General features: G+C 33.1%; 9 protein-coding genes. 3 read left to right on the forward strand and 6 right to left on the reverse strand.

All coding sequences use genetic code 11. The features are described 5' to 3' along the window. Positions 1-289: 289 nt before the first annotated feature. Positions 290-1,327 (forward strand): glycoside hydrolase family 43 protein, encoded by a 1,038-nt coding sequence (locus ACUN3A_RS05490; protein WP_445550335.1) that lies wholly within the window; start codon positions 290-292, stop codon positions 1,325-1,327. A gap of 132 nt (positions 1,328-1,459) precedes the next feature. On the opposite strand, the gene ACUN3A_RS05495 is transcribed toward ACUN3A_RS05490, so the two are convergent. The 4 genes from ACUN3A_RS05495 to ACUN3A_RS05510 form a co-directional block, all read right to left on the reverse strand. Next, positions 1,460-2,341 carry a bifunctional 5,10-methylenetetrahydrofolate dehydrogenase/5,10-methenyltetrahydrofolate cyclohydrolase gene (locus ACUN3A_RS05495; RefSeq protein WP_445550336.1) on the reverse strand — a complete coding sequence of 294 codons (882 nt, stop codon included), beginning with the start codon at positions 2,339-2,341 and terminating at the stop codon, positions 1,460-1,462. 73 nt (positions 2,342-2,414) lie between these two features. Next, positions 2,415-3,776, reverse strand: a complete 1,362-nt coding sequence (ffh, locus tag ACUN3A_RS05500) for a signal recognition particle protein (protein ID WP_445550337.1) — start codon at positions 3,774-3,776, stop codon at positions 2,415-2,417. A 297-nt stretch (positions 3,777-4,073) separates the two neighbouring features. Next, positions 4,074-5,483, reverse strand: a complete 1,410-nt coding sequence (locus ACUN3A_RS05505) for an HmuY family protein (RefSeq protein ID WP_445550338.1) — start codon at positions 5,481-5,483, stop codon at positions 4,074-4,076. A 13-nt stretch (positions 5,484-5,496) separates the two neighbouring features. Next, positions 5,497-7,644 (reverse strand): TonB-dependent receptor plug domain-containing protein, encoded by a 2,148-nt coding sequence (locus ACUN3A_RS05510; protein ID WP_445550339.1) that lies wholly within the window; start codon positions 7,642-7,644, stop codon positions 5,497-5,499. A gap of 106 nt (positions 7,645-7,750) precedes the next feature. On the opposite strand from ACUN3A_RS05510, the gene ACUN3A_RS05515 reads away from it, so the two are divergent. Together ACUN3A_RS05515 and ACUN3A_RS05520 are read left to right on the forward strand one after the other, a co-directional pair. Then, positions 7,751-8,662 (forward strand): DUF6607 family protein, encoded by a 912-nt coding sequence (locus ACUN3A_RS05515; RefSeq protein ID WP_445550340.1) that lies wholly within the window; start codon positions 7,751-7,753, stop codon positions 8,660-8,662. 15 nt (positions 8,663-8,677) lie between these two features. Beyond that, a complete protein-coding gene (locus tag ACUN3A_RS05520; protein WP_445550341.1) occupies positions 8,678-9,022 on the forward strand; it encodes a DUF6686 family protein in 345 nt (114 codons plus the stop codon). A gap of 486 nt (positions 9,023-9,508) precedes the next feature. Here ACUN3A_RS05520 and argS read toward each other — a convergent pair whose 3' ends face one another. Together argS and ACUN3A_RS05530 are read right to left on the reverse strand one after the other, a co-directional pair. Beyond that, positions 9,509-11,287 carry an arginine--tRNA ligase gene (argS, locus tag ACUN3A_RS05525; RefSeq protein WP_445550342.1) on the reverse strand — a complete coding sequence of 593 codons (1,779 nt, stop codon included), beginning with the start codon at positions 11,285-11,287 and terminating at the stop codon, positions 9,509-9,511. A gap of 390 nt (positions 11,288-11,677) precedes the next feature. Further along, positions 11,678-12,685: a 3-oxoacyl-ACP synthase III family protein gene (locus tag ACUN3A_RS05530; protein ID WP_445550343.1), complete on the reverse strand. Its 1,008-nt coding sequence runs from the start codon at positions 12,683-12,685 to the stop codon at positions 11,678-11,680. Positions 12,686-12,750 lie beyond the last annotated feature (65 nt).

Consider the following 12,750-nt stretch of genomic DNA (forward strand, 5'->3'; position numbering starts at 1 on the left):
CTTCCAGACAAAGCATTGGTTCTTTACTTGATAACCGTATTTATTCGAGATTTATCTAACCACAAACCCTTACAACTATTGATTTTACTAATAATATAATTATTTAAAAAATGTATGTGATTTTTTGTCTATTGAAAAAAGACTCTATGATTCACAATAAAAAGAAAGAAAAAACAATACATCGCCAAAGATAATATTCAATAAAAAGACGCAAAAATTCCAATTTACATTTCTATATTTGTTAAATGTACCTAAAACACTTTTTTTTAAAATTAGATCAATAAAAAACATGAAAATTAACCTGCTAGTTTGCAAAAGTATTGTGCTATTACTCCTTATAAACTTTAATCTGCAAGCCCAAGAATTAAAAAAAAATCAGTTTAACAATCCGCTGGCACTGCAACGTGCTGATCCATTTGTAACCAAAGCCGCCAATGGAACTTACTATTTTATTGCTACCGCTCCAGAATACGACCGAATTGAAATATACAGTTCCAAAACAATCAACGGAATCAAAAATAGTGAACCAGTTGTAATTTGGCATAAGCATGACAACGGCATCATGGGCAACCATATTTGGGCACCCGAGTTACACCGCATTGATGGCAAATGGTATGTTTATTTTGCTGCCGCTTCGACCCAAAACAAATGGGATATACACAAGTATGCGCTGTCAAACCCTTCTGAAGATCCAACTCGAGGAACATGGACAGAAGAAGGTCAAATTAAAAGTAAGGTGGATATTTTTTCACTCGATGCTACAACTTTTGAACACAAAGGACAACGCTATATGATTTGGGTTGATAGAGCTAAAAAGGATAACACTGGATTATTCATTGCTAAAATGAGCAGTCCTACTACCCTAGAAGACATTCAAACGGTAATTACTCAACCCGATTATCCTTGGGAAATGCACAAATACAAAGTAAACGAAGGTCCAGCGGTACTCATTAGAAACGGAAAAGTTTTTGTAACCTTTTCTGCCAGTGCTACCGATGCTACTTATTGCCTTGGATTACTTTGGGCTGATATTGATGCTAACTTACTCGATGCAGCCTCTTGGCACAAACTTCCTGAACCTGTTTTTTATACCAACGAAAAATTCAAACGCTATGGACCTGGGCACAACAGTTTTACCACTTCTGAAGATGGCAAAACCGATATCATGATTTACCACGCCCGTGATTACAAAGACATCATTGGAGATGCTCTTTCTGATCCTAACCGTAATACTCGTGCCCGCGTACTTAAATGGACTAAAGACGGTATGCCTGACTTTGGACAAGAATTTGATGATAATGAAATGGCATTGAAAGGAACCAAGTAAGAAAAAATAAAACTCAGTAATGACTTTACCTCAAAATTGATCAAAATTGAGTTGTTATTATATTAGTAAAATCAACCCACAAAAAAAGCCTTAAACTTTCGTTTAAGGCTTTTTACTATAATAATGTGTGTCTTATTTTCTACTTCTAATTTCTCTTGCCAAAAGTGTATTTTTCAACAACATTGCAATAGTCATTGGTCCTACTCCTCCTGGAACTGGAGTAATAAAAGAAGATTTTTTACTTACTCCATCAAAGTCAACATCACCAGTGATTTTATATCCCTTTGGATTTGAAGCATCATCAACACGGGTAATTCCAACATCAATTACTACTACACCTTCTTTTACCATATCTGCCTTTAAAAATTCAGGCACCCCTAAAGCGGTAATAATGATATCGGCATTTCTAGTATATTCTTCTAAATTTTTAGTACGGCTGTGTGTCAAAGTAACTGTCGAATCTCCAGGATATCCTTTGCGACTCATCAAGATACTCATTGGTCTTCCCACAATGTGGCTACGCCCAATAACTACAGTATGTTTTCCTGCTGTTTCTACTTTATAACGTTCCAATAATTCCATTATTCCAAATGGAGTTGCTGGCAAAAATGTCTCCATATCCAAAGCCATTTTTCCAAAGTTTGCTGGATGAAAACCATCAACATCTTTATCTGGATCAATAGCCATTAAGATTTTTTGCTCATCAATATGTTTAGGCAAAGGCAATTGAACGATATAACCATCTAAGTTATCATCTTCATTCAATTCTTTAATTTTTGCCAATAAATCTGATTCAGTAATCGTTTCTGGCAAAGCTACTAAAGTGGAATCAAAACCAATTTGTTGACAAGATTTTACTTTGCTTCCTACATAAGTCAAACTTGCACCGTTATTACCAACGATAACAGCTGCTAAATGAGGTACTTTTTGCCCATCAGCTTTCATTTTTTGAACTACAGTAGCAATCTCATTTTTAATATCTTCCGATGTTTTTTTTCCGTCTAATATTTGCATTTTTTCAAGCTTTTGGCTTTAAGCTTTTGGCTTTAAGCTGAGTTATTATTTTATTTTTTGACTTTTGATTTAATTATCTCATTCCTGGCATTCCACCCGGCATACCACCTTTCATTCCACCCATCATTTTCATTAGGTTTTTTCCGCCTGGTCCTTGCATCATCTTCATCATCTTGCTCATTTGCTCAAACTGTTTCATCAATTGATTAACTTGTTCCACTTTTGTACCAGAACCTTTGGCAATTCTTGCTTTTCTTTTTACATCTATGATAGCAGGCTTACTTCTTTCAATAGGAGTCATTGAATGAATAATAGCTTCGATATGTTTGAAAGCATCGTCTTCAATTTCGACATCTTTCATCGCTTTTGAAGCACCAGGTATCATTCCAACTAAGTCTTTCATATTACCCATTTTCTTCACTTGCTGAATTTGTGATAAGAAATCATCAAAACCAAATTCATTTTTAGCAATTTTCTTTTGGATTTTTCTAGCTTCGTCTTCGTCATATTGCTCTTGCGCTCTTTCTACCAAAGACACAACATCCCCCATACCAAGGATACGCTCAGCCATACGATTTGGATAGAATACATCAATTGCATCCATTTTCTCGCCAGTACCTACAAACTTAATTGGTTTGTTTACCACCGATTTAATAGAAATCGCAGCTCCACCACGAGTATCACCATCTAATTTGGTTAAAATAACCCCGTCAAAATTTAAGATATCGTTGAACGCTTTTGCAGTATTTACAGCATCCTGACCTGTCATAGCATCTACAACAAATAAAGTTTCTTGTGGTTGGATGGCTTGATGCACTTTGGCAATCTCGTCCATCATTTCTTTATCGACAGCAAGACGACCTGCAGTATCGACAATTACAACATTGAACCCGTTAGCTTTGGCATGTTTAATTGCATTTTGAGCAATCTCAACAGGGTTTTTATTTTCAGGTTCAGAGTAAACCTCAACAGCTATAGAATCTCCTACAACATACAATTGCTGAATAGCCGCTGGACGATAAATATCACAGGCAACCAAAAGGACTTTTTTATTCTTTTTTGTTTGAAGAAAATTAGCCAATTTACCTGAAAAAGTAGTTTTCCCAGACCCTTGTAACCCTGACATTAATATTACCGATGGATTTCCAGAAAGATTCACTCCAGCAACATCTCCACCCATTAATTCAGTAAGCTCATCTTTGACTAACTTTACCAATAATTGCCCTGGCTGTAATGTTGTTAATACATCTTGACCAATTGCTTTTTCTTTTACTTTGGTTGTAAAATCTTTGGCTATTTTAAAATTGACATCGGCATCGAGTAAAGCACGACGAACTTCTTTCAAAGTTTCGGCTACGTTTACTTCAGTGATTTTTCCGTGTCCTTTTAATATATGAAAGGCTTTGTCTAGTTTATCGCTTAAATTATCGAACATAATTGTATTTCTCTTTAATTAAGGCGCAAATTTAATGATTTGATATTGAAGTTTAAATAGTATTAGAAATAAAAAATCAATTGTTTTTAAAATAAAATGCAAAAGATTCGAAATAATCTCTCACTAAGTGTAAAATTCCCTTATTTGCATCAAAACCGATTATTACGAATTACTAAATCTTGAATTTCAATACTATTATTGGAATTGGAATTATCCTAATATGAAAGAAGGCTGCCTTTTTCAAGACAGCCTCCTCTTCTTCAAAAAAAAACTAACTACAACTACTGTCTTTATATCTTATTTTAAGATGGCGTATTGAAATTTAGGAAATCCTCTTTCACCAGTTTCACTTGCACCACCTGTGAATTTTAATTTATAAACATTTCCTGCTGGATCTTTAACAACAAAGAAACGATCTGTTTTTAGTGTAAAACCAGCTTTTGGATTTCCATTTGCATCTACACCATTAGTAGTACCTCTCCAGTTAGATCCTATATTTCTTTGATCTGCAGTAAATTTAGCCTCAGCAACATTTGCTAAAGTAAAATTATCATACGCAAACTCTGTAGTAAGAACTTGATATGTTTTTGCTTCACCTTTCAAATTATTTAAAACAAAATCTGCATAAAAATAAGGTGTAGTTGGTCCTGCTAAATTGGTAAAAGTTGTAAAAGAAATATCCCATTTGGCTTTTTGTGGTTCAACAGTCACTATTTTTTTATCTAATAAACTAAAAAAAGTAAAGTTGTATGCAGCATCTTTAGAAATTGTAACCTCGCTATGAGTAGTTGCATCAATTGCAGCATATTGAACTTTGTAACCCGTTCCACTTCTCAAAACTCTAATTTTCATCCACCCTCTAGAAGTTCCAGAAGATGATCCTTCTGACCCTAAAGCAGGTGCCGTAGTTAAAGGATTATTTCCCATATAAATTAGATATACTTTATTATCAGCATCAGTAGCTGAAATTGTTGCAATCGCTGTTTTCGAAATGTCCCCAGTAACATCGTCAATTTGAGAAACAGAACCGGCCCCACCTCCAATAATCATAGTATCATCAGATGTTTGAATCTCATCAATATTAGTCGTTGTTAATTGTTTTGCAGCCATTTTCACAGTAGCATTCAAAACCACTCTAAAATCAGAACCGCCATAAAAACCTAAATCCCAAGAAGTTCTAACAACACTAGTCATTGTCCCACTACTCAAATCAACAAAAACTTGATTTGGTTCGTTAGCTCCGCCTACTAAAGCTGCCAAAGCACCTCCCAAAGAAGCCGTCTCATTAAAATTAAGTTGAATCGATTTGTTTGCCGCAATTGCGGTATTAACTGTAACACTTGATATAGTAAAAACAACATTTTTTACTTCACCTTCAACAGCCTCTTTTAGCTTATGAAAAGCAAAAGTTACCGAAGTAGCATCTTTTGCAAAAGGAATTACAAGTGTTTTTCCTGTTGCAGCTGGTGTAGTAGCAAAATCAGTACCGTAAACAACGCCTGCTTCGGTAAAAGTTAATGTTATAGATCCTGCTTCAGCTGCAGGTTTGTCAAATTTCACTTCTATAGGAGTAGATTTAGCAGTCAAATTTAATGAAGCTCCTGCTAAAGCAACTGTACTCGTTTCAACTACAGCAGCGTCGTCATTGTTACAAGCGGTAAAAGCAAGTAATACAAAAGAAAGGATTAAGATAAAATTGTTTTTCATGGGTATTTATATATTAATTAAAATTAAGGTTATACGTAAGTTTAAGATAATAAGAGCGTCCATAGCCTAAAAGTAAATCAGACGAACCGCTTGAGTGAACTCCTCCAGTTCCTCCGTTTTGAATTTGTTGTACACTTTGAATATCAAATAAGTTTCGGGCTCCAACAGTAACTTCAAATTTATTTTTGAAAAATGATTTTCTAGCCGAAGCATCCATCCAACTGTATGGATTTATTTCATTTAGATAAAATTTAGCATTACCATTCTCGTCAGTTCCTGCAACGAATTGTTGCTGTTTTCCGTTGTATTTATAATACAAAGCGAACAAAGTATTCCATTTTGGAATGGCATAAGAAACACTGGAATTTAGTTGTAAAGAGTATAGAAATTTATCATCCGAAGTAACATTCAAAGCTGCTAAATCCAGTTTTTGAGAAATACCTACTACCGCTACTCCTATTTTTGAATCCCAGTTTTTATACTTGTATTGTTCTGTGGTAGAAATATTCCACATTTTATATTTATTGATATTTATGTATTTATAGTTCATAGTTGGCACTACTTGGGTTAACACCATATCAATTCGGTCATTAACATCTAAATAAGTTACCGCAAGATTGTTAGCAATTTGAGCGCCCGAATCAAAATAACAAGAGCGTTTAAAACTCAATTCGTAGGAAGTACTATTCTCAGGAACTAATTCAGAATTTCCTTGAATATTATGATTGGTATCTACAAAATAAGTATAGAGTTCATTAAAATTAGGAGTACGATACGATTTCCCAATTGATGCTCTGGTTTCTAATCCTTTTTTAAAAATATATCTCAAACCCAAAGAACTAGCATATTGATTGTCAAAAACGGACTGAAAAGAATACCGAAGTCCTGGACGAACAGAAAATTTATCAGATAAATTAATTTCGGCAACAGTAAAAAAATCATAATTTTTTAATCGCTTCTCTATGTCTTTTAATTGTTTATCTTCATTAAAAAAAGTTCCAGAAGTCGCAGATGCGTTACCCAATTCATCATTTAATTCATAACCCAATTGAAAGTCTACTTTTTTATCATCAAAGAAATTACTCAATGTTCCGGTTGAATAGAATACCTTATTCGATTGAAATGTTTCTCTGGTTTCATCAAATTCTTTCTGTGTTTCCAACTGATAATTAAACTTTTCCAGATCACGCTGTTGTTTTTGATAGGAAACCGAAACATTATAATTTAATTTAGAAAACAATTTTCCATTCGAATTCAAATGTTGGTAAAAACGATTTGTAATAAAACGTTTGTCTTTAGCATAATAGGTTTCTGGAAAAGGATAATTATCCTGTGGATTTAGTATTGGATTGTAGTAATCTACATTTTCCCCGTAGTAATCAAATTTGTAAAAAATCCTAAAGTTGTCTTTTTGATATCCAACCAAAGCATTACCTACAAACTGTTGTTTTGGCAACCAACTATATCCTCTCAAACCATCATTTACATTATAATCTTTCCCTTGTCTTCCATCATAAAAACCAGCAAAATTATTGTGATTTGCTCCTACATTCACAAACCAATTCTCATTAAACTTATGGGCTACTTTCAATGATTGAATGTGACGTCCTTTATCAAAAAGAGCATACTCATCACCCACTGTTTCTTCTTGAATTGTAGCACTGATCTCCCAATCTTTAGCACCCGTTTTTTTAGTGATTATATTTAAAACACCACTCACCGCATTGGCTCCGTGCGTAACACCCATTGATCCCTCGATAATTTCAATTCGTTCTACATCATCCAGATTTACTTGAGTCAAATCGACATTTGTTCCCATACCAGTATCACTCACTAATGGTATATTATCTACTAATATTTTAAAATATTGCGAGTCTAATCCAAACATAGAAACTGTCGAACGCCCATCACTTCCACTATTCTGAATGGTAATATTTAAATATTGATTTAAAACATCCGAAAGATTATTTGCTGCCAATTGTTTAATATCTTCTTTTGAAATAACCCGAACATTAAAAACCGATTTTTTGATAGATTGTGGTCCCAATTGACCTGTAACTACCACTTCAGAAAGTTTATTTACAGCCGTAGTATCTTTTTCCTGAGCAAAAGAAACTTGACAAAAAAGAAAGGCTGTAAAAAGAGTAATTCTATATTTCATTATTTTTATTTAGTCTTAATAATCGATGCAAATATATACTTATTTTTATTTATTCTAAATAAATTTTATATATTTGTCGAAATTTTTTTCAAATAAAAACGTAGTTATGATTACAAAAAAAACTTATCTATCTGCCTTAATGGCAATTACAACACTAACTGGATTTAGTCAAGAATCAAAAAAAGAAGACATTAAAGCCATTAAATCGATGTGTGGCTGTTATGAAGTGAAATTCAATTTTACCGAAACTTTTGAATATCCAAAAGATTCTGCAACCTACAAACCATCATCAACAAAACACGAAACGGGTTTAGAATGGGTAGAATTAGTAGAAGACAAGCCTAATAAAATTGTATTACAACATTTATTAATTGTTGGTACTGGTGAAAATGATATTGTAAAGCACTGGAGACAAGATTGGTTATATGAGAACACCAACTTGTATTCTTTTTACAAAGACAATACTTGGAAATTCAATAGCTTATCTGCCAAAAATGTAAAAGGACAATGGACACAAAAAGTGTTTCAAGTTGATGATAGTCCGAGATATGAAGGTTCTTCTAGCTGGACACATATTGATGGCAATAATTATTGGATGAATACCGCAGACGCTCCTTTACCAAGAAGAGAGCACACAAAAAGAAATGATTATAATGTTCTAAATAGAAGAAATATCCATTGGATTACTGCTACTGGTTGGAACCACGAACAAGATAACAAAAAAATAATCAGAGGTACTGATGGAAAAGATACTCTATTAGCCGAAGAAAAAGGACTGGATATTTATACCAAAGTTGATGCTAGTAAATGTTTATTAGCTCAAAACTGGTGGAAAAACAATCAAGAACTTTGGTTAAAAGTAAGAAGCAAATGGGAAAAAGTATATGGTAGCAACAAAGATTTAGCGTTGCAGAATAAAGTAAATAAAAAATCGCTTTTCTCTGTTTTATTCGATTTAAAACCAACGGCAACACAAGCTGAAGTTGACGCTATCATTGATTCTTTTGTAATCAAATAATAAACATTTACGATTATGTGCAATCTAAAAGTATTAAACAGAACCTCGAATGGCATTCTATTGCATTGTCAACACAGAGATATGTACCAATTACTGTTTAACAATCTGACCTTTGATTTGAGTAGTATTGAAATGACTAGTTTTTCAAACTATTTGGAACAAATTGACATTGATTATTGGGAAACCGAATACAAACACTCTATTTATGAGAAGAAAATTCCAATCCCTACTTTACAATCCAATTTTATCATTTTATTAAACAGAAAAGAACTGGAAGAATTGCGCTTTTTGGTAGACTCTATTAGTCAATATAAAATCCTAAAGCCAGTAGAGATTAACTATCAAATAATGTCTAATTGATTTATTTTTAGGAATAGCCCATAAAAAAATCCGAACTATAATTCGGATTTTTTTATGTGTGATATCTACCTTTATCAATGTTATATTACCTAAATTTTATATATATCGTTTTCGTAAGGTTAAAATAGCATTTATATTAGAAAATGCTGTTGTGTTTTGAAAAGGATTGTGATTGTACTTTTGTTGTATAAATAATTACTAATTTAAAAACACAGAATTATGAAAAAGATTATAAAATTTAGTTTAATTGTATTATCAGCTATGGGGTCCTATAAATTTTATGGCCATTAAGAAAAAAAGTTTCTTCTCCTTAAAGAGAGAAAACTTTGTACCAATAACACTTCTTAAATCGAATCTAAAATGTTTTATTTTCGAATTAAATTATAAAGCATCATTACCCTATTTTCTTAAAAAAGATTTATAAAGAGCAGAACTCTATAACCCAAAACACCGAAGATTTCTGCTCTAAAAACTCTGCTGAACTTTTTACATTCTTTCAGGGACATTTATTCCTAGTAAGCTAAAAGCATCAGCGATAACATCGGCTACTTTTTTGGATAATTGTACTCTGAATATTTTTTTGTTCAAATCAGTTTCTCCCAATATAGAAACGGCTTGGTAGAAAGAATTATACTCACGAACCAACTCATAAGTAAAGTTGGCAATCAAAGCTGGGCTATGATTGTGTGCTGCATTTTGAATCACTTCTGGAAACAATTCCAATTGTTTTACCAATTCCTTTTCTTTTTCGTGAAGTTCTTCTATTGCTGCATTGGCAACAAAATCAAAATCAGCTTTGCGAATAATAGATTGAATTCTTGCATATGTGTATTGAATAAACGGTCCTGTATTTCCAGCAAAATCAACAGATTCTTCCGGATTAAACAAGATTCGTTTTTTTGGATCTACTTTCAAAATATAATATTTCAAAGCTCCAAGTCCAATTGTATTGTATAATTTTGATTTTTCTTCTACAGAATACGAATCTAATTTCCCTAAATCTTCAGCAATTTTCTGAGCTGTATCGGTCATTTCCTGCATTAAATCATCAGCATCGACCACAGTCCCTTCACGGCTTTTCATTTTCCCAGAAGGTAAATCTACCATTCCGTATGATAAATGAAAAAGATTAGAAGCCCAGTCAAATCCTAATTTTTTCAAGATTAAAAACAATACTTTGAAGTGATAATCCTGCTCATTACCCACTGTGTAAACCATTCCGCCAACATCTGGCATATCTTTTACACGCTGAATAGCAGTTCCAATATCTTGAGTCATATAAACCGCCGTTCCATCTGAACGTAACACGATTTTACGATCCAAACCTTCGTCAGTCAAATCAATCCAAACAGAACCATCAGGATCTTTTTCAAAAATTCCTTTTTCAAGACCAATTTGAACTACATCTTTACCTAGTAAATACGTATTGCTTTCGTAATAAAAGCTATCAAAATTTACACCAAGATTTTTATAAGTTGTTGCAAAACCATCATAAACCCATTGATTCATGGTTTTCCAAAGTGCTATTACTTCTGGTTTTCCATTTTCCCAATCCAAAAGCATTTGTTGTGCTTCCAAAATGATTGGTGCTGATTTCTTTGCTTCCTCTTCGGTTTTTCCTTCCGAGATTAATTGGTTAATTTCTTCTTTGTAAGCTTTATCAAAAGCCACATAATAATTTCCAACTAATTTATCACCTTTTAAACCGGTACTTTCTGGGGTTGTTTTATTTCCAAATTTTTGCCAAGCCAACATTGACTTACAAATATGAATTCCTCTATCATTAATGATTTGAGTTTTGTATACTTTTTTACCCGAAGCTTTAATAATTTCGGCAACTGAATATCCTAAAAGGTTATTTCGAACGTGTCCTAAATGCAATGGCTTATTAGTATTTGGCGAAGAATATTCTACCATTACTGCTTTGTCATTTGCCGAAGGCGTTACAAATCCAAATTTATCACTGCTTCTGATTCCGTTGAAGAAATCCAAATAATAACTATCAGCAATTACAATATTCAAAAATCCTGAAACCACGTTAAAACGAGCCACTTCAGATACATTTTCTACCAAATAATTTCCAATTTTATTCCCTAATTCTACTGGATTACTTTTTACCAATTTCAATAATGGAAAAATAACCATTGTAATATCACCTTCAAACTCTTTTCTAGTCGTTTGAAACTCTATTTTATCAATGGTAACATCAAACAAAGTTTGAATTGCTTTCTCTATAGATGGGGTAAGAATACTGGATAATGACATGTGTACTTGCTTTTTTTAAGTGTGCAAATATAAGGCTTATTCGCCAAATATAGAAAGTGAAAGATGCAACTATAAAAAACATTGTATTTTTTTCAAAATAAGGCTGTTACAAAAAAAGAAAAAAGGAGTCTTATATATACCAAACACAATTATATTCTGTCACTTCATAAAAAAATGACAGACAATAACGATTAGTTTTAATAATTAGGTTACAAAGCAAGAAACCCCAGAGAATGCCAACTCTGGGGTTTCTTATATTTATTTTATATCGAAAGTTTTAATAATCATTTACCACTAGATTCAAAAAAAAAGAGCTTTTGGTATTTATAACTCCACCTAATATCAAATCTGAAATCATAAATCGCTAATCTACAATCTGAAATTAAAAATCTACCATTTAATAATAGCACTTGCCCAAGTAAATCCACTACCAAAAGCAGCTAGAACCACAGTATCGCCTGATTTAATTTTTCCTTTCTCCCAAGCTTCGGTCAAGGCAATCGGAATAGATGCAGCTGTAGTATTTCCGTACTTTTGAATATTATTATAAACCTGATCGTCAGATAGTTTAAATTTATTTTGAATAAATTGAGAAATTCTCAAATTGGCTTGATGCGGAATTAACATATCAATATCCGAAATCTGTAAATTATTAGCTTCTAATCCTTCATTGATTACTTCGGCAAAACGCACAACTGCATTTTTAAATACAAATTGTCCATTCATATAAGGATAATAACTTTCGTCATTGGGGTCATTATCAGCAATAATATCAGTAACCCAACGCGCTCCCATTCCTGGTGCTTGTAATGCTAATTCCTCAGCGTGCAATCCTTCTGAATGCAAGTGTGTAGAAAGAATTCCTTTCGTAGTATCTTCTTCACGGCTTAAAACTGCTGCTCCTGCTCCATCTCCAAAAATTACCGAAACACTTCTTCCACGGCTTGTCATATCTAAACCAGTAGAATGAACCTCGGAACCAATTACCAAAATATTCTTGTACATTCCAGTTTTGATATATTGGTCAGCAACTGAAATAGCATAAACAAAACCCGAACATTGATTTCTTACATCTAATGCTCCAACAGTTCTAAGACCCAAATCACGTTGTACCGCAACTCCTGGCCCTGGAAAATAATAATCAGGACTTAGTGTAGCAAATACTACAAAATCAATATCGTCATTGGCAACGCCCGAACGCTCGATCGCAATTTTAGCAGCTTTAACACCCATCGAAGTAGTAGTATCTTCACCACGAATGATGTGTCTTCTTTCCTGAATTCCTGTTCTTTCTTGAATCCATTCATCATTCGTATCAATGATTTTAGATAAATCATCATTGGTCACTACATTATCTGGGACATAATATCCCAATCCCGTTATTTTTGAATGGTACATATATTTTTCTTTTTAGTTACTGAATTGCTAAGTTACTAAGTTTTGGAGAGACTTAGCAACTTAGT

It is taken from the genome of Flavobacterium sp. WC2509 (assembly GCF_052683105.1).